The sequence below is a fragment of the Micromonospora ureilytica genome, from assembly GCF_015751765.1.
GTDB lineage: Bacteria > Actinomycetota > Actinomycetes > Mycobacteriales > Micromonosporaceae > Micromonospora > Micromonospora ureilytica.
In genome coordinates, this window is record NZ_JADOTX010000001.1 from 2,874,494 (window position 1) to 2,896,906 (window position 22,413).

Sequence of the window (22,413 nt, forward strand, 5' to 3'; positions counted from 1 at the left end):
CCCTGTCACCGGTCCCTTTCGATATCTGTTTGGACGGGGCCATCGCGGAGTACGCCGCGCACCTGGTCCAGTGACACTGTTTCAGGCGAGAACTCCGCCAGCCACCAGGTGGCGCCCGCCTCGGCGTAGGGCGTCGGATCGGCGCCGGGCGGGAGGGCGATGGCGATGTCGTACGGGGTCGTCTTCGGCCGGCGGAGACCAGTGATAGTGGTGGCGATCTCGGCGAGCTGGTCCGGGTGTTCGAGATTGATTGGGAAGAAGCCGTCGTGCCGGGCGGCGCGGCGCAGCGGTCTGACGTTACCGGGATAACCCGCGGCCCAAACCGGGACGCCCGGGCGCTGAACTGGTCTGGGGAGGAAGGAAATACCGTCGACGGTGTAGTGCGGGCTGTGATGGTGCACGGGGCTGCCGGACCACGCGGCGGCGAGGATTTCCAGTGAGTCGTCGAGCATCTGACCCCGCCGCCGATCATCGAGTTCCTCGCCGGTCGCAGACAGCTCTTCGGCGAAGCGATCGCTGCCGAGACCGACACCGAGCGTGAGGCGGCCGCCGCTGAGCTGGTCCAGCGTCGCGGTTTCCCTGGCGACCTTGGTCGGTCGGCGGCGGGCAAGGGACGTGACCATTGGACCGAATCGGAGACGTTCGGTGGCGGTGGCGATCGCGGCCAGCGTGATCCACGGGTCGGCGACCTGTCGGACCGGCGCCCGCCAGCGCAGGTTGTCCCACACGAACACGCCATGCCAGCCGGCCTCCTCCGCCTCCGCGGCCAGTCGTGCCACCGCCATTGGATCGGCGAGATCGTCGAAGACCGGCAGCCAGAGCGCGGACCGCAACCGGGTCATCGTGGGCCACCTGCGACGCGGACAGATTGGTGAACGTGTAGCCCGGCCGCACCGGCGGGTCGCTGGTGGATCTGCCGACGTCCTGGTCGTCGTAGTGATTCACGAACCCGTCGCCGCGCGATCTGATCGCACAGCTGGATCCCAGGCCGCACCGTCGATGAGCGGGATCGCAGCGCTCGCGCGGTTTCCAAAGGTCTGTAGGCACACCTCGACACCGTTGATCGACGAGTCTCGCCGCGCGAAAGAGGATCGGTCATGAGCGCCACGCTAGAGCAAGCAGTGCATCGCAAAAAGCGATAGTTGCCGATCAAGTCAATCGTGATTGCCGATGTATCGGGCTATGGTTGGGCTCATGTCTGACGTCGAACTGCGGCATCTCACCACGATGGCCGCCGTGGCCGACGAGGGCACGTTCGGGCGAGCGGCCGCGCGGCTCGGGTACACCCAGTCGACGGTGAGCCAGCAGGTCGCGGCTTTGGAGAAAGCCGTCGGCGGCGCCGTGTTCGACCGACCGGGCGGGCCGAAACCGGTGCGGATCACCCCACTCGGCAGGGTGGTGCTGGCACACGGACGCGATCTGCTGGCGAAGGCCCAGGCGATGGCAGCAGCCGTCGACCGGTTCAAGGCCGGCGACGGCCGGGTCGACATTGGCACCTTCCAGAGCGTGTCCAACGTGATCCTGCCGCTGGTCATACGCCGGCTTCGGGACGAGCACCCCGGCTGCGACATCAGGCTGTTCGAGGAGGAGACCGATCAGCCACAAGTCCATGAGCTCGACCTGATGTTCTTCGACGGCCGCGTCGAGGGCGAGGTCGAACTCCTCAAGTTGCTCGACGATCCCTACCTGTTGGTGGCCCGCCGCGGCACCTTCCCCGACGGTCCGGTGCGGCTGGCCCAACTCGACGGCGCACCGATGGTGGCGCACCCGCCGATCTGCGACCAGGCCCGGATGGAGCAGGCGCTCGCGCGACGCGGCGCCCGGCCGCACATCGTGTGCCGCACCGCGGGCAACGAAACCGTGCTGTCGATGGTGCGCGCCGGCATGGGTTCGGCGGTCCTGCCACAACTCGCGTTACACGGTGGCGATGTCGACTCCGACGAATCGTTGTGCGTGCACGAGCTCAAGCCAGCGCTCCCCCCACGCGAGATCTTCCTGCTGTGGCAGGCAAATCGCACCCACTCTCCACTCGTGGCGCGGACGATCGAGATCGCCGTGGACGTCGTGGGCAAGATCGCCAAGCGCACTTGACCCGATCACGTGCGCTCGCACTCCTCGTTCGGCGCAGAACTGGCGTACCAGGGCCTGTGTCGAAGTCGGCCACAGCGGACAGTGCCGATGCACCGGGTCACTCTCGGATCGGACGAGCACTCCCGCGCCTGGCACGACCCGACGGTTCCCCGAGCCGCCACGTAGTGCCGGGCCGGTGGCCTCGCGCCAGTGCGCTGCAAGGAAGGCCGTGCCCCCACACAGCCGCGTCCAGAGGGAGCGATCTTGCTGGTATTCACCGACGAAGGATCATGTGCTACGGTAGCCCAGTTGCAGTTTTGATTTCCGTAGACGTTTTTGAGCGCCTGATGGGGCATCTGAAACCCCGCCAGGCGCTTTTCGTTTTCGTGTCGTTTCGACGCGGGTGATCAACGCGGCGGCGTAAGGGTCCGCACAGTGCGGTCTCTAACAGCCTGCGAGGAGCAGACATGACTACAGGTACCGTGAAGTGGTTCAACGCCGACAAGGGCTTCGGCTTCATCAGCCCGGACGACGGCGGCGCCGACGTCTTCGCCCACTTCTCCGCGATCTCGGCGAGCGGCTTCCGTAGCCTCGACGAGAACCAGAAGGTGGAGTTCGACGTCACCCAGGGCCAGAAGGGCCCGCAGGCGGAGAACATTCGCCCGCTCTGATCCACACTTTGCGAACGGCGGCCCGGCTGACTCAGCGGGCCGCCGTTCGGCGTTTCATGCGCTCACCACGGCATCTCCAGAGCATCTGATCGGCGGAAGTCCGGCCATCTCGGTGTAGCGAGCGGGTGGCGCAAACGAGCACCGCAGCACCGACGCTGCCTGTGGCCGAAATGGATCGACTCCTCACCTCGCAGCCGTCCAACAAGACAGCTCGACGGACTGAGGCGAACCTGGCGCGTGCCGGTCCAGCCGCAGGGAGCGGACGACGCGGCCGGAGGCCATGTCGGGGTACGGCTTGGAGTGCAGAGCCAGGTACACGATGAGCTACAAAGATCCACAAGCAACCGCATCGACGTCGGGCGCATCGAGGACTGCCGTCGGCCACCAGGACGGCTGCCTGATCTAACTACGTTGGGTCACAGGAGGACGGAAGGATGAGCGTGGATCGCGGCTAGATGCGGACCCGTCCGCTGCGCGAGCGGGTTATCCCTCGGCAGCGGGTCGGCTCCGCACCACCAGCTCGTCGATCTCCAAACGGCCGACGCGCAGCTCCCGCACCACCGCCCGGCGGATAGCTAACCGCCCAACGGCCGCGGCCCCAACGGCCACGGCCCCAACGGCCAGGGCGCCGAGCGACGCCGCCCCCGCAGCCCGCGCGCCTGTAGCCGCCGCGCCCGTCGCCACCGCACCGTCGGCGCGCGTCCCGGCCAACCGCATCAGGCGAACCTCTCGCTTCATCCCCCCATTATCCGCGCACCGCCGGCCGCCCGATCCCCACAGATCCCGGATGTCACCCCACCGCCCCTATCTTCGTCCGTACCGCCAGCCGCCAATCGCTGCATCCGGCGCCGAAGGGCGGAGGTGAACGGGCGGGCCGAGTCGCGGCTTCACAGGCCAATCCGGCAGGCCGCGGCCAAGACAGTGTCCCGGCACTGCTGCGCCGCATCGCAGACAGCATCGAACAACGGCCCGGCATCGCAGTCCAGGACGTCACCCTGCACAGCGAGGTCACCGCCGACGGAGCCGACGGGCCGCGCGCTATCTGCGGCATGTGCGTGCACCGGATCTCGGTGGTGGCCGCCTGGGTGATCGTGGCAACATCGCCGTGTGCCGGCCGCCGAGCAGAGTGTCCCGTTCGGTAGGACCTCGTGACTCCCTCGTTCTGGATAACCGGTCAGGCCGCAGCTACCGTTGAAGCGAATGACCGCTCTTTGAAGGAGTTGGCGTGGCCGCCCTAGCCCCCCAACGCCGTCGACACATGCTCGGGCGCCGCATGAAGGCGACCGAAAGTGCCGGTCGTGGCTGACCCGGCCGAGCGACGCTTCGCTCTTGACGCCGGAGTCGTCGTAGGTCGGGTCGACGGCGATGTAGTGCGGGCGCTGGGCATTCCGTACGCGGAGGCGCCACGGTTCGCTCCTCCGGTTCAAGTCATGCGATACGAGGCACCGGTCAACGCATTCCAGCGGGCGCCGGCCGCGCCGCAACTGCCGCCGAAGCTGTTCGATCGGTTGATCGGCCGCGACGACCTGGGCACGACTGAGAACTGCCAGCGGCTGTCGGTCACCGCGCCGGCCACCCTCGGCGATGACGAGCGGCTACCGGTACTGGTCTGGATCCACGGCGGCGGCAACGTCGCGGGAGCCGGTGATCTAGCCCAGTATGATCCCCGCGCGTTCGTGGCCGAACAGCGTGTGATCGTCGTCGCGGTCACCTATCGGCTCGGGATGCTCGGCTTCCTCGGTGACGGCGCCGACGTGCCTGCAAACCTTGGCCTGCTCGACCAGCTGACAGCACTGCGGTGGGTTCGGGACAACATCACCGCATTCGGTGGTAACCCCGATTTGGTCACAGTGTTCGGCCAGTCCTCGGGCGCGGACGCGATCGCGCACCTGATGATCAGCGAAGGTGCAGAAGGGCTGTTCCGGCGGGTGATCATGCAGAGTGCCCCACTTGGCGTCACCACGGGCCGAGCCGCCATGACCGACGCGATGCTCGCGGCCGTCGGTGAGTTGTCACGGGACGCCCCGGTCGAGGAGATCATAGCGTTGCAGCCGGTGGCGGAGCGGGCAGCGCGACGGTTTGGGATGGCAAGCAGAATGCCCTTCGGGGTGCAGTACGGATTCCCGCCGGTACCGGGTGAGGCCGACCGGGATAGGGCCTGGCATGAGGCGGCCCAGCGCGTCGATGTCTTGATCGGCTGCACTCTGGAGGAGACCGGCGTAGTCGCGGCCCTCGTTCCAGCCCTCAAAGGTGTGTTCCGATTGCCGGTGATCGGTAGCCGCGCGCGGCGGCTGATCGTGACGCCGTCCACCCGCAGCATGTACGACACGCCTGCCCGACGATTTGTTGTCCGGCACCGAACGGCGGGTGGTCGCGCATATCGGTACCGCATGACCTGGCGGCCATACGACAACGGTTACGGGGCCGCACACCTCACCGACCTGCCACTCTTGCTTGGCACACGCCAGGCATGGCAAGGCGCGGCGCTGCTCGGGTCAACTGACTGGGCTGACGTGGAAGGCCGGGGTTACGTCGTTCGCCGTATCTGGGCCGAATTCGCTAGAACCGGCACGGTGCCAGACATCCAGGCGAACGACACGATCACCGTCCTGCCGGACTGACAACGTCTGCCGATCATCACACCCCATGAGCTTCCCGCGCATCCGCTCATCGGCAGATCCGGAAGCGAGCGGCTCGCGACACTCGGGGAGATCCGTCACGCACGGTTATCGTCGGGGCACCTCCCGAGATCCGAGAGTCAGCAAGATGGTCGATCGCTGGGGATGGGCTGACGTGCCCAGGGTGTGCACTTCGAGCCGTACCTGGCTTTGTACTTGTGCCGGTACCCCGACAGGCCATGGCCATGCTCGCGCAAACTGCCGCTCCGTGCCGTCCAGGGCGGTCAGCTCAGCCGCAGCGCAGCCGTTCGTCGTCGAAAACGATCTCGATCAACGGGCTGCGCTTGAGCCAGTCTTCCAGGCGCTGGCGCTGGGTGACGTGCATGCGTAAACCGGGCTCGTCCTGCAGGGCGACTACCGCGGACAGTACGCGATGACGCACTGCGGGATCCTTGACCGGCACTGCCGTGGCCGGCAGATCCGCCCGGACGTCGTTCTTGAGGTGGACGGTGAAATACGGGTGTGCCGACAGGTTGGCGTGCCAGCTTCGGGGCACCGGCATCCCGCTGAGGTACCAGCGGCCGCCGACACGGTGGAACCAGATCTCGATGCGCCGTGGACGACCGGTGCGCCGGCCCAGGGTGGTGATGTCGATGGTGCGTGCCTCGCGCGGCGAGCCCGGACCGATGGCCAGAGCGCGCCTGACCGCGCCCACGTCGTAGCTTCTGTCCGCGGTGTCGGTCATGGTCGGCTGCCTCACTCGCGCCTGACGGAAATGGCTGTTGCGGCAAGTCAACCGTCACGCCTGGAGGGCTGCTAGGGCCATCCTGGCGGATCCTTGCATGATCCTGCCCACGCGCAGGCACAGCACGGCACCGAGCCGGGCAGAGTCGTTCATCCAAGAGGATTGGGCAAGAGACGAAGAGGATCATTCTTTTCGCGGGCCCGGCGCAGCGGTCTCCTGGAAGGGACACACTCCCCACGGATTCCGACGAATCCTCAGGCCCAGGAGGCACACCATGAAGGTAGCCGTCGTCACCGGTGCAAGCTCCGGCATCGGTCAGAGCGCCGCCCTGCAGATCGCCCGGCGCGGTACCGGCGTCATCCTCACCTACAGCTCCAACGAACAGGGCGCGAAGGACACCGTCGCGCGGATCGAGCAGCAGGGCGGCACTGCCGTGGCGCTGCACTTGGACCTCGGAGATACGACAGGGTTCGCCATCTTCCGAGAGACCGTCGCCGAGGTGCTGCGCGGGACCTTCCAGCGGGACTTCTTCGACCAGCTGGTCAACAACGCCGGATTCGCCGGCATGGCGATGATCGAGGACACCCGCGAGGAGGAATTCGACCGGCTCACGGACGGCCTGTTCAAGGGCCCCTTCTTCCTCACCCAGGCCCTGCTGCCGCTCCTCGCCGACGGCGGCGCCATCGTCAACCTGACCAGCAACTCCACGCTGCCCCACGTGACCGCGCCGGGATACTCCGTCTACGCGGCTCTCAAGGGCGCCGTGGCGGTGCTCACCCGCTACATGGCCAAGGAGTTCGGTCCCCGCGGCATTCGCGTGAACTCGATCGCGCCGGGAGCCACAGTCACCCGCTTCGCCGACGACGCGTTCAGCAAGAACCCGCAGATCATCCCGGAACTGGCGAAGACCTTCACTCTCGGCCGCGTCGGCGAGCCCGACGACATCGGCATGGTCATTGCCATGTTGGTCTCCGAGGAAGGCCGGTGGATCACCGCCCAGGACATCGAAGTCTCTGGAGGTCAGAATCTCTGAGCCAAGACAGCCGCCCACGGGGCGCCCAGCCTGATGAGGACCCTGCGGGATCATGAATGTGTGCCTAATCCCGCCCAGCCAGCGGCACTCGATAGAGGTTCGTGCAAGAATGGCTTCATGTCTGCCCTGGACGAGATGCGTGAGCTTCTCAACCGGCATGCGCGGCCCGACATGAGCACAGCGATCGACGGCATCCGGGTATGCAAGTTCACCCATCCAAATACTTCGGCGGCCGGGATGTCCGGGACCGTGCTCGCAGTCATCGCCCAGGGCGGCAAACGCCTCGCCCTGGGCGAGCGCCTCTACGAGTATGGGCCTGGCGAGTACCTCATCGCCTCTGCCGACCTCCCCGTCACCGGCCATGTCCTGGACACCGGGCAGCCCACCCTCGGTTTCGGCATGACTCTCGCCCCCTCAGCCCTCGCCGAACTCCTCCTGGAAGCCGACCCCCGAGACCTGCCGGCCACCCCACGCACCGCATCACCCGGCATCGCCGTCTCCACGGCCTCGTCTGCACTGCTGGAAGCCATCGTGCGCCTGCTGCGGCTGCTTGAGCAGCCCGCAGATCGCAAGATCCTCGCTCCCATGGTCAAGCGGGAAATCCTCTGGCATCTCCTGCGCGGTGAGCAGGGAGTCGCCATCCGCCAACTTGGTCTCGCCGACAGCGGACTGGCCCACATCAACCGCGCTGTGCGTCAGATCCGGGAGAACTACGCAACCGCCTTCCGTGTGGAGGATCTGGCGGAAGTCGCCGGCATGAGCGTGTCCGCGTTCCACCGCAACTTTCAGACCGTCACCGGGATGAGCCCCATCCAGTTCCAAAAACGCATCCGCCTGCAGGAAGCCCGGCTCCTGCTCGCCAGCCGCTCCTCAGACATCACCGGTGTGGGCCTCAGCGTCGGCTACGACAGCCCTTCCCAGTTCAGCCGTGAATACCGCCGCATGTTCGGCACACCGCCCAGCAAGGACACCCAACTCCGCACTCCGCCAGCAGAACTCGTCACCGCGCTGCCCTGAGCCTGACCCTGTCGGGATCTTGGTGTTCCCGGCGACATGATCGGGCTGTTTCGTTCTTGACGGTCGACGTCAAGTGCTTGACGATAGGTGTCAAGCACTGGAGGAGGCAGCATGTCGCCAACCCACGAGGAAGTGACCGAGCAGCTCATCAAGTTGATCGACATCCGTCTGCTCGACCCCCTGGAAATCCTGGTCGACGGCGACGACGCCATCGACCCGCTGCGCGCCGTCATCCGGGATAGGGCCCGATCCTGGGCCACCGCGATCGTCAGCGGCGACGACCGCGCCGCCGTCAGCGTGGTCATGCGCGCGATCGCCACCCTCTATCCGGGGGACGGACCGTTCAACCCACCCCTCGACTGGTGGCGCAGCCCCTTCGGTCAGGCCGTCGCGCGACGGGTCGGCCACCCGACCGCCGAATCCGTGTCGTACGCGGTGGCCGGCGCGATGCTCGGCATCACCCGCCAGGGCGTCCACGACCTGGCCTCCCGCGACAAGCTCGCCCGCCACCCCGAAGGTGGCGTGCGCTCCGCCTCCGTACGCGACCGGCTGCTCAGGGAAGGAACCCGACGTGTCTGAGACCATCATCGACTCCGGGACCGTGCCCATCGCGATCCGCGACCTCGGCGGACCCGGACAACCGCTGCTGCTCCTTCACGGCGCTGGCGGCAACCTCGCCCAGATGACCACCCTCGCCGAGCACCTGCGCCCCACCCACCGGGTGGTCAGCGTCGACCTGCGCGGTCACGGCCGGTCCGGAGACGGCCTGTGGCGCTGGGACGACGTACTGGCCGACCTGACCGCTGTCGCCGACCACCTCGGCCTCACCTCCCCCGCGGTGGTCGGCGTCTCCCTCGGCGGCATGCTCGCCACCCTCTGGGCGCAGCGTCACCCGGAGTGCCCCGGTGCCGTCAGCTTGGACGGCAATCCGCCGTTGAACCGTCCGGACCAGCTCGCCGGGATGGATCCGGAGCAGGCCGAGACCGAGCTGGCCAAGCTGCGGGCCGTCTTCGACGGAATGGCCGCGATGCTGGCCGAACCGCTGACCGCCGAGCAGGTGGCCGCCATGCTGGCAGGGCAGCGGGCCATGGCCCAGCGCTACGGCGCCGCACCCGACGACTGGGTGGCGGCCTTCGAACGCAACCTCGTGCCCGGCGACGACGGCCGCAACCTGCTGCGGCCCGGCCCCGACCTCACCCGGCAGCTCCGCGGTGCCATGGACTCCCTCGACCTGATGCCCGCCTACCGCGACGTCCGCTGCCCGCTGCTGCTCGTTCTCGCCACCGAGGACCTCCCCGAACAACAGCCGTTCCACAGCCTGTACGAGGCGTACCGCAAGGGCACCGCCGAACGGCTTACCACTGTGGACAATCCGTCTCTGCGGGTGTGGCATCTCGCCGGCGCCAGCCACGCGATAGTCGCCGAACGCCCACAGGAGCTGGCCACCCTCATCACCGACTTCCTCAGCCCCCACGACTGAAGGCGACCCGCAGCAGGGACGTCATCACTGACGGCCGGCCACGCGGACCGTTGCCTGCTCTGGCCCCGGTCAGCCGACGGCCGGTCGATCAGATCTCCGCACGAGACGCGCTCGCTCTACGATGGGCCGCATGTCGTCGGTCACGAATGACGCCCTGCTGGACATGAGAAGAAGCTCGATGTATCGGGCCGGGATCTGGCTGGCCCGCACGGCCAACCTCGTACTGCTTCCGGTGGTTGTCTGGGGCATCGCCTCCGGGGCGCCAAACGTGCCCGCGCTGCCAAACTCGGTCTTCATGGCCGCCTGGGCCGCCGGGTGCGTGACACTCGCGCCGGCCATGGTGCTGTTCTACCGCTCCGGCATTCCCTTCGAACGCAAGGGTGCCACCTGGGTCACCGACAGACGTATTGGCAACGCGATCCTCCGGGATGTCTTCTGGCTTCGTCCCTGACGCCGCCGGCGCGACCAGATCGATCCGCCGGGCCTTGTTCGGCCACACGCATCTCCGACGGGATGGCACCTGCGCCGGCTCGGCCGGACTCTGCGTGGTAGCCGCTGGGTGGGTGGCCTCATCGGATGGGGATGTGGAGGTCGCGGAATGGGCCGATCTTGGCGTTGATGGTGGTGGTGGTGTCGGGTAGGGCGAAGAGGTTCCAGAACTCGCGGGTCTGGCCTGGTGCGAACTTTTCGGTGCTGATGCGGACGCCGGAGACGGGTGTGCATGCGCAGTAGAAGTCGGTGCCGTTGTCGGTGGGGACTTCGAGGCGGCCGGGTAGGTACTGGCGGCGGGCGGTGACGTCGGTCAGGCGGATGTTGGTGGCGGCCTGGTACTTGTACGCCTCCCAGTCTTGGGCGTGGTGGAGGTCTCTGAACCAGGCTTCGGACGTGCCTTCATTGGTGATGGTGTAGGTGAGTAGGCCGAGGCCACCGGGTAGCCGGCGTAGGCCGGTGACCTTCATCGCGATGGGCTGACCGTCGGCTGTGGTGGTGCCGGTCAGGTCGGGTGCGGCGGTGGTGGTCGTGGGCGGTGGTTGCTGGGTGGTGGGTTGGGGTTTGGGGAAGGTCACGGTGACGCGGCGGTTGCGGCGTTTTCCCTCGTCGGTGTCGTTGCGGTAGAGCGGGCGGCGTGAGCCGTGTCCCTCGGTGTGGAAGCGGACCCCGTTTCTGGTCAGCCGGGCCGTCAGGGCGTGTTGGACGGCTTGGGCGCGGCGCAGCGACAGTGGGTTGTTGATGGCGTCGGTGCCGGAGGAGTCGGCGTGGCCGGCCACTGTCACCACGGTGGCGGGGGAGGCGTCGATGAGTGTGGCGGTGTGGGCGATGACTGAGTGGGCTTTGGGGGTGAGGGTGGCTTTGTCCACGGCGAACAGTACGTCGGCGGAGAGGTTGATCTGGAGGTCTTTGCCGTCGTCGGCGGTCTCCTCGGATTTGTCCTGGGATTCGGAGGCGAGGATGAGGCGGCGGGTGATCGGGGTGACGGGTTCGGCGTCGGGGTCGGGGAAGTCACCGGCCGGAGGGTCGTCGGTGATGGGTACGTCGAGCATCGGCGGGCCTACCGGGGTGACGACGGTGGTCGTCGTGGGGTTGCCCGACGGTGCGGGCAGCACCGCGTAGACGGTGATCGACCTCCCGGGGTCGATGAACTGGCCGAGGCCGTCGCGGTCGCGGTTACTGCACAGGCAGGCAGCGCCGGCGGGTTTGTAGGGCAGGAGCCAGGTGCGGGCCAACGCGTCCAGGACGCCGATGCCGGAAGCCCATGTGATCTCGCCGAGCGGGCGCGTGTGGTCACCCATCTCACCGGCCCAGGACAGACGCTTGTCCGTACCGGTGTTGGACAGACGAACCTGAACGATGAGGTGCCTGCCCTTGACGCGGTTAAGACCGACAACCTCCACCCTCAGATCCCCAGTCATCGTGCTGCGAGTCTCGGCCAGGGCCGCTTGGGCGTGCTGACCCGATGTCGCGGCAATGGCGGGCGGACCGCTGGCCGCGGTGGCGGGCGCACTGGTGGCGGCGGGCGAGGACACGCCTTCGCTCTTCGGCAACACCCCGCATCCCGCCACCGCGACCGCGAATACGACACTCAGCGCCAGAACCCGGCCGGTCGTGGGATTGATTGCGCGCTGTCTGAAATGACCGAGCCCGGTCATGGACCTGGACTGCGGTTGACGGAGTCGGCCACTGACCGACCGGGACCGACGCAGCATTCTTCCTCTTCCTCTTCCTCGTATACCTCGTGCCGCTGGACCGTCGACGGGCCACACAGCGCGGGTCGCCAACCTCAACCTCATGGCGCCACAGTGCTGTCTGGCCCCGAAGACCCGACCGGCTCACGAGGCCGCACCCCGGACGAGCGCCAGTCACCGGCGGGGACCGCCTCACTGCGGCGAGCGGCCGAGATAGCCAGAGTCGCCAGCAGTGCGGTCACGACCACCGTTACGGCGAGTGCGGTCCACGTAGCCGCGTCGGGGCGGACCAGCGACTGGCCGCGCATCGCCTGCCACACCGTGATGGTGAACAGCGCGGAGTAGCCCAGAATGACGACCCCGGCCAATTGGGTGCGTACGCGCTCGCTGCGCAGCCAGCTGATCCGGGCCGCGAGGGCGGTGAGAAGCAGCACCGCGAGCACGAACACCTGAATGGAGTGCAAGCCGATGAAGTGCGGAACGCGCAGGTCGCCGCCGACGGTGCTCCAGTTTGTGATCGCCATGCCGTCGCCGTCCGGTGCCCCGACCCCGTGCTGCCCAACTAGCGTGACCGGGTTCCCGTAGGCGTCCTCAGCCGTGCGTGGTCCAGGCCCGGCCTGCCCGCGGATGAAGGACGCCAGCGCCATGCCGATGACGGAGAGCCCGATCCCGACGCGTAGGGACCAGGTGAGTGCCGGGTCACCGACCCGCTGGAACAGCAGCATGACAGCGATCAGCAGGCTCGCCCCGAACAACCCGACCACGCCCGAGGAGAAGACCACCTGCCCGATCTGGTTGAACGTATCGGTGTTGACGTTGAAATGGCTGTAGGTGCCGCGGGCGGCCTGCACCGCGATGAAACCGACGTCGATCAGCCCGGTGACGGCGAACACCGTGCCGAGAGTCCACATCGTGCGCCTTGCCCTGCGAAGCTTCGGCAATAGCCACGCGAGCGTCGCGCCGTAGATGACGAACGACATGCCGAACTTCAACGGCTTCGCCCAGACCGATGCCTGCATGAGCTCACGATCGTCGCTAAGAAGACCGACGCTGGCGACGACGACCAGCACGGACATCGCCGCCACCATGATCATCAATGGCCGATGCCACGATCGCACCTCGGCGAGCGAGCCGGACAACTGGTTCATGCGATCCCCTCTTCGGTGTCGACCATCCGGGCAGCACCGCGCCACGAATGGGCGGCACACCAGTTCTGCGGGGGCCGCCGGGTTGCCGAGAAGGAGCCAGCGCGCCAGGAAGGTCCAACCACCTCAGGCGCGTCCGGATGCTCCGCGTCGGGCGTCCAGCCCGGCACCAGCCACCGCGAGGAAGCCACCTGACAGGAAACGGGGTCGATTGAGAACGCTTCGGTGAGGACGTCCAGCACCACGCGCCCTACTGCATCTTCAACCAGCAGCACGGCTGCGTACGGCGTACCTGATTTCATGTGCGCATCGTATTCAGACTGCGCGGAACTCCTGAGAATTCTGCTTTGCAGAACTCAGAAAGTGAACTGAAGCTGGAGCCATTGAACTAGTACACTTTACTGAGATGCCGCGCCGGGACTCGTCGCACACGTGGGCGAGCTGGCATCCTCAGGTGATCGCCATCGAGGGCGGACCCTCATGGCCTCATTCAGGCATGACCCTCGACCAGGGTGGCGAAGCCGTCGAGATGGCGTGCGAGACCGTACTCGAACAGTCCGTTGAGGTCCGAGGCCGTCTCCGTCGGGATGGTCGCCAGCAGTGGAAACTTTCCGCTGTCGAGCGTCTGGTTGGCTCGCTTCTGCTGTGCCAGCAACCACCCATCGAGCGTGACACCAGTTTCCTGCTCCGATTCGATCTCGGCCGCCATGGACAGCGCGACGGTGGCGACCAGTCCGTGGAGCGTGAGCGCCTCACGGATCCGTGTCGTCAGGGGCAGCTCGAGCCCGTCGAGCGCGCGCAGGATCCACTCGGTGTGCGCCATCATGTTGGGCACGAGCGCCGGACGGGTGAACGAGACGGCTCTGGGCAGCCAGAGGTGTCGCCGGCACAGTTCCCACTGTTGGTGGGCGACGAGTTCGAGCTTCGCCCGCCACCCGGGCGGTCCTGGGTCGGGTAGTTCGGATTCGCCGAAGACCTCGTCGGCCATCTGCGTCACCAGCTCATCCTTGTTCGCCACATGCCGGTAGAGCGACATCGGGCCGACGCCGAGGTCGACGGCGAGACGTCGCATCGACACCGCATCGAGTCCTTCGACGTCGGCGATCGCGATGGCAGCGCGCAGAACGTGCATCCGGCCCAGTGGCTGCCTGAACGCGCCGGCCTGCCGCGGCCGCTGCGACGTGGCCGGGCTGACCGAGTGCCTTCGGCGGATGTGGCTGCTGACCACCGTGCCGGAACCGACAGTCGTTTCGACCAACCCGCTGTCACGGAGAGTCGCCATCGCTCTGGTCGCGGTCGCTACCGCGACGCCCCATCGCTGGGCGATCTGCCGGACGGAGGGAATCCGGTCCCCCGGCCGCAGATCGCCGGCCAGGATTCGGCCGCGGATCTCCTCGACAATCCGCCGGTACGGCGGATCCGGGCGCGGCGGCGAAGGCATGGCCACCCTCCGATCTACTGGGGAAGTCGTCGTCCGGCTGAACTGTACTAGGTCAATCTTCCTCCTGCTAGCACACTTACTCTGCCTGACCAAGCGGCACAGACTCGATTTCATGGGCTCGGCTATACGTTGTACGCATGACGACAGATACACCGTACGCAATGGTGCGGCAGGCGGATGCCACGGACCGGCAGGCGGTTTCGGACATCCTCACCGAGGCGTTCATGGACGATCCGGTCGCCTGCTGGCTCTTCCCCGCCTCGGGTACACGCGGTCGTCTCCAGTCGCACTTCTACGACCACCTGCTGGATCGGAGCGCCGCCGAGGCATACCTGGGCGGTCATGGTGAGGCTGCCTCGGTGTGGCTGGCGTTGGCTGCCGGTCAGGCACCCGACGAGGAGCGTCCAAACGCGCCCGACGTGGACCAGAACTCCATCTTCGGCGAGAACAGCGTGCGGTTGCGGACCCTCGGGCGGGCACTGGCCGAGCGGCATCCCCGTCGTGAGCCGCACCTCTACCTGGCGTGCATGGGGGTGGTGGGCGGGCGGCAGGGCGCCGGACTCGGCTCGGCGATGTTGCGCCACAGGTTGGAGCGAGCGGACCCCAACGGGCTCGCCGCGTACCTGGAGGCGAGTTCACCGCGGAGCCGTGCCCTCTACCTGCGGCACGGCTTCGCGGACCTCGGCGAGCCGGTTCGCGTGGCGGACAGCCCGCTCCTTTGGCCGCTGTGGCGCCAACCGCGCCGTTGACCACCCCCTCGATTTCACTACCACAAGGGAGAATCTCGATGACGACGAAAGACACCACCGGCGACCGGCGACCGGCGACGCTGATCTTCGTTCACGGCACCAACTCCTCGTCGCACCTCTGCTCGGGGCTGATCACCGAACTCACCCTGCGGGGGCACCGGTGCGTGGCCGTCGACCTTCCGGGGCACGGCGCTGAAGGGTTCTTCCCCCGCTCGTACCAGGCCCCGCAGGACCTCAAAGGGCTGGCAACCGAGCCGTCACCACTCGCCACGATCACCATCGACGACTACGTCGAGCGCGTCGTGAACGTGGTGCGCCGCGCTCGCCGCCACGGGCCCGTGATCCTGGCCGGCGCCAGTCAGGGCGGCGTCACCGTGAGCAGGGTCGGCAACGCCATCCCGGAACTGCTCGACCGGGTCGTCTACCTGGCCGCGTACTGCTGCGTCGACCTGCCTAACGTGGCCGCTTACCTTGCCACGCCAGAGAACAGCGACAGCCTGCTCCCCCTGGTGACCCAGGCAGTGGTCGCCGATCCGGCGATTCTTGGGGTGGCCCGGATCAACTGGCGCTCGGCCGACCCGTCGGTGTTCGACGGCATCAAGCAGTGCCTCGCCGGCGACTTCACCGACGAGGCGGTGAGCCGGCTGCTCAACACCCTTGAACCTGACGAGCCCGTCAGCATCCCCCTGGCCGACGCCCGCGGCGAAGCGGGCACCTGGGGCCGGATTCCCCGGACGTACGTGCGCTTCACCCGCGACCGGCTGATCCCGGCTGCGCTACAGGACCGGTTCATCACCGAGGCCGACCGCCTCACCCCGGACAACCCGACCGACGTACGAAGCGTCGCGGCCCCCCACGTCGGCCCGTTCGACCGACCCGAACTGGTGGAGATCCTCGCCGAACTCGTCAGCCGCTGATCAGACACACAACGACCGCTGTGTGCGGCGTGAGCTTTGCCCGGCCCGGTCGGACAAACGGTGGTGAACGGCATCACGCGGCTGCGAATACAGATGTTGACCTCTACAGCGGTTCAACTTTTACCGTCATCGACAAGCGAGTCAGTCGCCTGCGACCCACGAGACAGGGGAAATTATGACTACGATCGCCGCGCCTCGCGCGGGCCGGAGAGAGTGGGTCGGGCTGGCGGTGCTGGCCATGCCCACGCTGCTCATCGCGATGGACATGACCGTTCTGCACCTGGCGGTTCCCTCGCTGACCGCGTCCTTGCGGCCGAGCACCACGCAACTGCTGTGGATAATGGACATCTACGGGTTCCTGGTCGCCGGCCTCCTCATCACCATGGGAACGCTCGGTGACCGGATCGGGCGGCGCAAGCTGCTGCTGAGCGGCGCCGCCGCCTTCGGTGCCGCCTCAGTACTCGCCGCGCTTTCCACCAGCGCCGAGATGCTGCTCGTGACCAGGGCGCTGCTCGGCGTCGCGGGTGCGACGCTGATGCCCTCCACGCTGTCCCTGATCCGCACCATGTTCCATGACGCGGCCCAACGGACCGTCGCCATCAGTGTCTGGATGACCTGCTTCGCGGTCGGCGGCGCCCTCGGCCCGCTGCTTGGCGGATTCCTCCTCAACTACTTCTGGTGGGGCTCGGCGTTCCTGATCGGCGTCCCCGTCATGGTGGTCCTACTTGTACTCGGTCCGGTGCTGTTGCCCGAGCACCGTGACGAGAAGGCGGGCAAGCTGGATCTGGGCAGCGCCGTGCTGTCGCTGGTAGCCGTGCTGTCCGTTGTCTACGGCCTCAAGCTGGTCGTCGCGGACGGCATGGGGCTGCTGCCGGTCAGCTTCACGGGGCTGGGTTTGGCCGTCGGGGTCGCCTTCGTCCACCGACAGCGGACGCTCGCCGACCCGCTGCTCGACCTCAAGCTGTTCCGTGAGCGCACCTTCAGCGCATCGGTGGCTCTGCTCACCGTCGGCATCCTGGTGATGGCCGGCTCACAGCTCTTCACACTGCAGTACCTCCAGCTCGTACACGGACTCTCCCCGCTGGTCGCCGGCCTCTGGTCGCTGCCCAACGCGGCTGGCCTGATGGCCGGCGCCATGACAGCCCCGGCTCTCGCGGCGAAGATCCGCCCCGGCTTCGTCATCGCGGGCGGCCTGGTCGTCGCGGCCCTCGGACTGGGAATGCTCACGTTGGTCAGCGCGACAGCAGGGCTGGGCATCCTGGTCACGGCGTCCGCGATCATGGGTGCGGGTCTGGGACCGATGGCGGCGCTGAGCACCGACCTGATCGTCGGTGCGGCTCCGCCCGAGCGCGCCGGTGCGGCCTCGGCCATCTCCGAGACGGGCACCGAACTGGGCGCCGGTCTGGGCATCGCGGTCCTCGGCAGCATCGGTTTCGGCGTCTACCGCAGCCAGATCGCGGACACCATGCCGCCCGGCGTCGACTCCGAAGCAGCGCACGAGTCGCTCGGTGGTGCGGTGGCGGTTGCCCAGGACCTCCCCGGCAAGGCTGGTGACGAACTGCTCGCCGTCGCCCGCGAGGCGTTCACCCACGGGCTACATGTCACAGCCGTCGTCGGCGCCGTCGTCGCGCTTGTCCTGGCACTGCTGGCTATGGTGCTGTTGCGCGGCGTCAAGCCGGACACCAGCGGTCACGACCCGGCCGCGGATAGCGCCCCGCAGGCCGGGACCCCGGACGGCGCGGCCACGACGGAGACCGCGGCGACCGCCGAAGCGGCGGTGTCACCACGATGACCGTCACCTGCGCAGGCCGGCTACTCACCGGCTCCGCAAGCCAAGATCATTACGCGCCCTCTGCAGGCGCTGCGGATGTCAGAAGACGGCCGGAGGCCGCCCGACGCCGGCAGCCGTCGACCGGCTTCGCTGTACACATGGCTGCACGGCGGCGCTGCCACCGAGGCGGCTGGAGCATCATTGACGGATGAGCGACCCCAAGATGCAGGTGCGAGCACGGGTGCGGCACGAGCCTGACCGCTCGTACACCGTCATGGTCGAGGGTCCGGACGGCGAGGTGGAGGTGGGCCGCACGGGTAGGACAGCGGATCTCTGGGCACTGGCCCAGGCCGGCGCGGCTCGTCTGTTCGGTGAAAGCCTTGGCGCGGACAACCTCACTCTGCACGTCCCGCAGCCGCCCTACGGCCAGGACGGGCAGTGGGTTCGCATCATCACCGTGGAGAACACGGATGACCCCTGGGAGAGCGCCGACATCGGCGTCCTGGCGCAGGCGCACTGGTTCGGCCACGAAGGCGCCTGGTTCGTGACAGTCACCGGTACGGGTACCAGCATCGTTCCGAGCGAGCACCTGGACTTCGAACCGGTTGTCACGGATGAACAGGTAGCGGCGTTCCACACCTACATCGCCGCGGCGGCCGCAGGCTGAGGCCGTGCCGGGATCACCGCGCCGGGCTGGAGGACGATCGTGACGTCCGTCCGGTTAGCCGGGGTCGGCGCAGAGTTGGGAGGTCAAGGCGGTGCGGGCCCACTCTTCCCACGTGTCCGGTGACCAGCCGCGGTCGCGGACGAAGATCAGGTAGAGCTGTGGGCTGAGTAGGCCGAACAGCAGGTCCGCCGCCATGTCGATGGAGAGGCCGGGACGGGTGTCGGGCTTGCCGGCCAGGGCTTCGGCCGCTGCGTACTGCACTGTGTAACGCGGGTCGGGGCCATCTGGCCACTGTGCGGCGATCTCAGGGTCGGTGGCTGCGGCAGCCGCGATCAGCGGCATGATCGGGGCGACCCGGCCCAGGATCTCGCGGGTGCCGTGGACGTGCGCGCGCAGTTGCCCGGCTGCGGTGGGCTCGGCGCACGCGGCGCGAAACCACTCACGATCCATGGTGGCCACCGGCTCAGTGTCCCCGGCGATGGACGTGTCGACGACGTCCTTGAACAGCGTGCGCTTGTTGCGGAAGACGAAGTAGACCGTCTGGACGGCCACGCCCGCTCGGTCCGCGACCTCCTGCAGGCTCGTCGCCCCGTAACCCTGCGCGACGAACAGCTCGCGAGCCGCCTCGACGACCTTTTCGCGGGTGCGGCGTGAGCGCTCGGCTCGCTTGTCCGGCCGCTTGACCTTGTCCATATTGCGAGCCTATCTTTAGAGCACGTCACTAGAGTTCAACTCTATATTCTTGGAGGGCGTTATGGACCAGCCCAACGCCACTCAGAAGCTGGAAACGGATCCGGCTTCATCGCAGCGGGGCCCAGAGGAGGAGGCCGTCCACCGCGCACTGGAGGGCTACTACCGCACCGGCAAGCCACCGTGGGACACCGGCGTGACGCCGCCCGAGCTGGTCGACCTGGTAGAGGGGCGCAGGGCGCTGCCACCCGGCCGCGCCCTCGAACTCGGCTGCGGCACGGGGACCAACGCCACCTACCTCGCACGGCACGGCTGGGAGGTGGCGGCCGTCGACCTGATCGACCGCGCCGTCGACCAGGCCAGAGAGAAGGCCGCGGCGGCGGGAGTGGCGGTACGGCTGCTGCACGGAGACGCCACCCGACTCGACGAACTGGACGTGCCAGGCCCCTTCGACCTGTTCTTCGACCTGAGCTGCTACTGCGGGGTCCCGCTGCACCGCCGCGACGCCTACGCCGCCGGACTTACCGACCGCGCCGCTCCCGGAGCACTTTTGCTGATGTTCGGGTACGGCCCCGAGCCGCTCGGCAATCCGATCCCCGAGGTCACGTCGTGGGCGGCGGGCGTCACAGCCGACGAGCTCCGCGCCAGGTTCCCGGGCTGGGAACTAATCGACGTCACACCGGGCACCAACTCGGTGCCGACCTTCTGGTTCACGCTGCGCCGCGACGCCTAGCAATCTCCGGTCGCGGGCATCTGTAGGTTCGCGGCAGGTTTCACACCGCCCGCCAAGTCGGCCTTGGGCGGCGTAGTGGTCGACGTGCCGGGTGATGATCCTGATCGCCGCTCGTAGTCCAGGTGACGTTGAGCCTGCATCGGTCGCGGTGAGTACCGCCGACTCACCAGCCGGTCCGGCGATCTCACCGGCGCAGAACCCGAGACGCATCGAGGCATGTGGCTGTCCGAGGGATGTAACTCCGAATTAGCAGGTAGGATTACTCGGATACTTTCAGAGGCGGAAGATCCGAACTATCAACCCGGTGTCGTGCATCGTGTGTGGCGCGAAGGCGTGGTACGCCCATGCGTGCACCCAGGCGTTGCCGGTCCGTACGGTGAGCCAGGTTTTGAACGCGCCGGGCAGCGTGTAGATGAGAAGCACGAACAGGATCGTCAGCGTGGCCTCGCGCGGCGACCCGAACCCGCCCCAGCCCTCGAACACGTGCAGTGCCGCGTACGTCAGGCCGCCGAGAACAATGGTCGCGGTGGTGGAGCCGGTCAGACGGGCGTATCGGGGGACGAGGATGCTCTGCACGAAGATGACTGTGGGCAGCACCGTGCCAGCGAAGTACAGCAGGAATGTCAGTGGCACTCCGGCGGCGAGCTGACCCGGCGCCAGGCCGGCGAACGCGTGGCCGAGCACCACCCATTGCGCGAGCGATTCGAGGACCAGCACGGCGAGGATGAGGATGGCATCGCGGCGCCGATCCGCCGAGCGCAGACACATCTGGTGGGCGCTGTAACGCCGCCGGAACCACAGGAGTGGCAACAGCGCGTAGACCACAACGTTGTACGTGGCCCAGCCGAGCGCCTCGGCGGGCCCGACCGGATCGGTGGCACCGACGAGCGTACCGGCCAGGTGGAAGCCGATCGGGTGCCAGCCGAGCACTCGGCCGATGAGCAGGCCGCCGAGTTGGGCGAGGACGCCGTACGCCAGGACGAGTCCTGTTTCACGGCGAGCGGTCGGGAGCGTCGGTGCGCGCTCGGCGATCATCGGTGCGGGTCGACCGCGGGTGAGCGCGTATGCGATGGCGGCGAGCAGTACCAACTCGACGAGGGTGGCCTGAGCGGCGATCACCTGGCCGGGCCCGGATGGCGGGTCGTGCTGCGCCGGCCAGTCGAAGGGGGCGTCGCCGGGCGCGAGGAGCAGTACCGCGCCGTTGAGGGCGATCCAGCCGACCACCGCTGCCGTGAGCCAGGCGCATTCTCGACGTGACACAGGCGCTCCCGCTTATCTAGCACAGTCGTGTTAGCAACAAGAAGATAGCACGACTGTGTTATAAAGAGTGGTGCCGAAGCTGGTGGATGCGCAGACCCGACGGACCGAGCTCGCCGAAGCGGTCTGGCGGATCGTGATGCGCGACGGGCTGGAGCAGGCATCGGTGCGAAACGTGGCACGCGAGGCCGGCCTGTCCATGGGTTCGTTGCGCCATTTCTTCACCACCCAGTCCGAACTCCTCGGGTTCGCCCTACGGTTGGTGGGAGAACGGATCGAGGAGCGGATCCGAGCCGTGGACACCACGGGCGACCAGCGTGCGGTGGTCCGATCGATGATCGACGAGATGCTGCCGCTGGACCGGCCACGGCGCGGCGAGTGCGAGGTGTGGCTCGCCTTCACGGCACGCGCCGTCGTAGAACCGACCATGGCCGACCTGCGCAAGGAAATCGACAAGAGCCTCGCCGACGCCTTCACCACCATGATCCGGCGACTGGCCGACGCCGGTGCGCTCCGGCCCGGGCTCGATCAGAAGGTCGAGGCAGAACGTCTCTACGCCCTCGTCGACGGCGTGATCCTGCACGCCCTCCTGCGCCCCGGCCGGACCTCGAACGCAACCGCCAAGGCCACCGTCGGCGCACACCTCGACGAGATCGCGCCAGCCGCCACGAACGAACGCTGATCAGGCGTACGGCGGCGGCGGATCACCCGGACCACGAAGCCACCGAGGACATCCTTCGCTGGCATAGGCGATTCCGCGACCCCGTCTGCTCGTGGGCTGAGCGAATCTCCTCGTTGGCATTCCTGGGCGAGAGATAGCAAAGCCGAAGATCGTTGCAGAGACGGTTAGTTGGAGGGAGAGAAGCTGCTGCTGAGCTTTAACGCGCGTGCGGCCTCGCGGCGGGCGAGCCTGGTCACCGTGACGTGGTCGGCCGTGGGCGTCGGGGAGTGTCGACCACGACGGTGATTGCTTCCTGCCAGAGATCGAGGTCTCCGCGATGTAAGGGGTACCGCCCTTGGTCGCGACGCGATCACCGAGGACCCCGACGTCGACGAGCTCAGGGCCGCCGACGTACGACAGTCGCAGCTGGGGCCCACGGCGCGACGCCTGTGCGACCCAGTCGATGACGCCAGATGCGCTCGACAGGTCAGGCAGGTCGCCGGGTTCGGCGGTTGGCCGCCCGGTGAGCAGCTCTCGGCGCGCCGCGTTCGCCGCCACGCCCGCA

Annotated in this window: 23 protein-coding genes; 14 read left to right on the plus strand and 9 right to left on the minus strand. The window is 67.7% G+C overall.

Annotated elements, in window-relative coordinates:
• Positions 1 to 5 precede the first annotated feature (5 nt).
• Positions 6 to 779, minus strand: coding sequence for an LLM class flavin-dependent oxidoreductase (locus IW248_RS12785; protein WP_196927173.1), 774 nt, complete (start codon positions 777 to 779; stop codon positions 6 to 8).
• Positions 780 to 1,194: 415 nt separating this feature from the next.
• On the opposite strand from IW248_RS12785, the gene IW248_RS12790 reads away from it, so the two are divergent.
• Positions 1,195 to 2,091: a LysR family transcriptional regulator gene (locus IW248_RS12790; RefSeq protein WP_196930161.1), complete on the plus strand. Its 897-nt coding sequence runs from the start codon at positions 1,195 to 1,197 to the stop codon at positions 2,089 to 2,091.
• A 446-nt stretch (positions 2,092 to 2,537) separates the two neighbouring features.
• A complete protein-coding gene (gene cspE, locus IW248_RS12795; protein ID WP_043326981.1) occupies positions 2,538 to 2,741 on the plus strand; it encodes a transcription antiterminator/RNA stability regulator CspE in 204 nt (67 codons plus the stop codon).
• 483 nt (positions 2,742 to 3,224) lie between these two features.
• Here cspE and IW248_RS12800 read toward each other — a convergent pair whose 3' ends face one another.
• Positions 3,225 to 3,479, minus strand: a complete 255-nt coding sequence (locus IW248_RS12800; protein WP_196927174.1) for a hypothetical protein — start codon at positions 3,477 to 3,479, stop codon at positions 3,225 to 3,227.
• 632 nt (positions 3,480 to 4,111) lie between these two features.
• Here IW248_RS12800 and IW248_RS12805 point away from each other — a divergent pair.
• Entirely contained in the window at positions 4,112 to 5,362 is a 1,251-nt protein-coding gene (locus tag IW248_RS12805; protein ID WP_307788373.1) for a carboxylesterase family protein, read from the plus strand.
• A 286-nt stretch (positions 5,363 to 5,648) separates the two neighbouring features.
• Here IW248_RS12805 and IW248_RS12810 read toward each other — a convergent pair whose 3' ends face one another.
• Positions 5,649 to 6,104, minus strand: a complete 456-nt coding sequence (locus IW248_RS12810; RefSeq protein WP_196927176.1) for a nitroreductase/quinone reductase family protein — start codon at positions 6,102 to 6,104, stop codon at positions 5,649 to 5,651.
• 97 nt (positions 6,105 to 6,201) lie between these two features.
• Between IW248_RS12810 and IW248_RS12815 the strand changes: the two genes are divergently transcribed.
• From IW248_RS12815 to IW248_RS12835, 5 genes are all read left to right on the plus strand, one after another.
• The gene (locus IW248_RS12815) at positions 6,202 to 7,137 is read left to right on the plus strand and encodes an SDR family NAD(P)-dependent oxidoreductase (protein WP_231396293.1); all 936 of its coding nucleotides are present in this window, start codon (positions 6,202 to 6,204) and stop codon (positions 7,135 to 7,137) included.
• A gap of 117 nt (positions 7,138 to 7,254) precedes the next feature.
• Positions 7,255 to 8,154 (plus strand): AraC family transcriptional regulator, encoded by a 900-nt coding sequence (locus IW248_RS12820; protein WP_196927177.1) that lies wholly within the window; start codon positions 7,255 to 7,257, stop codon positions 8,152 to 8,154.
• Positions 8,155 to 8,265: 111 nt separating this feature from the next.
• Positions 8,266 to 8,733 carry a hypothetical protein gene (locus IW248_RS12825; protein ID WP_196927178.1) on the plus strand — a complete coding sequence of 156 codons (468 nt, stop codon included), beginning with the start codon at positions 8,266 to 8,268 and terminating at the stop codon, positions 8,731 to 8,733.
• Positions 8,726 to 9,634, plus strand: coding sequence for an alpha/beta fold hydrolase (locus tag IW248_RS12830; RefSeq protein WP_196927179.1), 909 nt, complete (start codon positions 8,726 to 8,728; stop codon positions 9,632 to 9,634). The genes IW248_RS12825 and IW248_RS12830 overlap by 8 nt, the downstream gene beginning before the upstream one ends.
• A 130-nt stretch (positions 9,635 to 9,764) precedes the next feature.
• Positions 9,765 to 10,085, plus strand: coding sequence for a hypothetical protein (locus tag IW248_RS12835; RefSeq protein WP_196927180.1), 321 nt, complete (start codon positions 9,765 to 9,767; stop codon positions 10,083 to 10,085).
• A gap of 118 nt (positions 10,086 to 10,203) precedes the next feature.
• On the opposite strand, the gene IW248_RS33050 is transcribed toward IW248_RS12835, so the two are convergent.
• The 4 genes from IW248_RS33050 to IW248_RS12855 all read right to left on the minus strand — a co-directional run bounded on the left by IW248_RS33050 (position 10,204) and on the right by IW248_RS12855 (position 14,517).
• The gene (locus IW248_RS33050; RefSeq protein WP_196927181.1) at positions 10,204 to 11,526 is read right to left on the minus strand and encodes an OmpA family protein; all 1,323 of its coding nucleotides are present in this window, start codon (positions 11,524 to 11,526) and stop codon (positions 10,204 to 10,206) included.
• A gap of 392 nt (positions 11,527 to 11,918) precedes the next feature.
• The gene (locus IW248_RS12845; RefSeq protein ID WP_196927182.1) at positions 11,919 to 12,965 is read right to left on the minus strand and encodes a hypothetical protein; all 1,047 of its coding nucleotides are present in this window, start codon (positions 12,963 to 12,965) and stop codon (positions 11,919 to 11,921) included.
• Positions 12,962 to 13,264, minus strand: coding sequence for a hypothetical protein (locus IW248_RS12850; RefSeq protein WP_196927183.1), 303 nt, complete (start codon positions 13,262 to 13,264; stop codon positions 12,962 to 12,964). Before IW248_RS12850 ends, IW248_RS12845 begins: the two co-directional genes overlap by 4 nt.
• 188 nt (positions 13,265 to 13,452) lie before the next feature.
• On the minus strand, positions 13,453 to 14,517 hold the full coding sequence (locus IW248_RS12855) for a GntR family transcriptional regulator (protein WP_196927184.1): 1,065 nt from the start codon (positions 14,515 to 14,517) through the stop codon (positions 13,453 to 13,455).
• A 23-nt stretch (positions 14,518 to 14,540) separates the two neighbouring features.
• Here IW248_RS12855 and IW248_RS12860 point away from each other — a divergent pair, with 23 nt between their 5' ends.
• The 4 genes from IW248_RS12860 to IW248_RS12875 all read left to right on the plus strand — a co-directional run bounded on the left by IW248_RS12860 (position 14,541) and on the right by IW248_RS12875 (position 18,507).
• Positions 14,541 to 15,152, plus strand: a complete 612-nt coding sequence (locus tag IW248_RS12860) for a GNAT family N-acetyltransferase (RefSeq protein WP_196927185.1) — start codon at positions 14,541 to 14,543, stop codon at positions 15,150 to 15,152.
• 38 nt (positions 15,153 to 15,190) lie between these two features.
• Complete coding sequence (locus IW248_RS12865) at positions 15,191 to 16,069, plus strand: alpha/beta hydrolase (RefSeq protein WP_196927186.1); 879 nt, start codon at positions 15,191 to 15,193, stop codon at positions 16,067 to 16,069.
• A 175-nt stretch (positions 16,070 to 16,244) separates the two neighbouring features.
• Complete coding sequence (locus IW248_RS12870) at positions 16,245 to 17,861, plus strand: MFS transporter (RefSeq protein WP_196927187.1); 1,617 nt, start codon at positions 16,245 to 16,247, stop codon at positions 17,859 to 17,861.
• A gap of 187 nt (positions 17,862 to 18,048) precedes the next feature.
• Positions 18,049 to 18,507, plus strand: coding sequence for a hypothetical protein (locus IW248_RS12875; protein WP_196927188.1), 459 nt, complete (start codon positions 18,049 to 18,051; stop codon positions 18,505 to 18,507).
• 54 nt (positions 18,508 to 18,561) lie between these two features.
• On the opposite strand, the gene IW248_RS12880 is transcribed toward IW248_RS12875, so the two are convergent.
• Positions 18,562 to 19,200, minus strand: a complete 639-nt coding sequence (locus IW248_RS12880; RefSeq protein WP_196927189.1) for a TetR/AcrR family transcriptional regulator — start codon at positions 19,198 to 19,200, stop codon at positions 18,562 to 18,564.
• A gap of 61 nt (positions 19,201 to 19,261) precedes the next feature.
• Here IW248_RS12880 and IW248_RS12885 point away from each other — a divergent pair, with 61 nt between their 5' ends.
• A complete protein-coding gene (locus IW248_RS12885) occupies positions 19,262 to 19,930 on the plus strand; it encodes a class I SAM-dependent methyltransferase (protein WP_196927190.1) in 669 nt (222 codons plus the stop codon).
• Between the two features lie 273 nt (positions 19,931 to 20,203).
• On the opposite strand, the gene IW248_RS12890 is transcribed toward IW248_RS12885, so the two are convergent.
• Positions 20,204 to 21,190 (minus strand): hypothetical protein, encoded by a 987-nt coding sequence (locus IW248_RS12890; RefSeq protein ID WP_196927191.1) that lies wholly within the window; start codon positions 21,188 to 21,190, stop codon positions 20,204 to 20,206.
• Between the two features lie 70 nt (positions 21,191 to 21,260).
• Between IW248_RS12890 and IW248_RS12895 the strand changes: the two genes are divergently transcribed.
• Positions 21,261 to 21,869, plus strand: coding sequence for a TetR/AcrR family transcriptional regulator (locus tag IW248_RS12895; RefSeq protein ID WP_307787921.1), 609 nt, complete (start codon positions 21,261 to 21,263; stop codon positions 21,867 to 21,869).
• Positions 21,870 to 22,413: the final 544 nt, after the last annotated feature.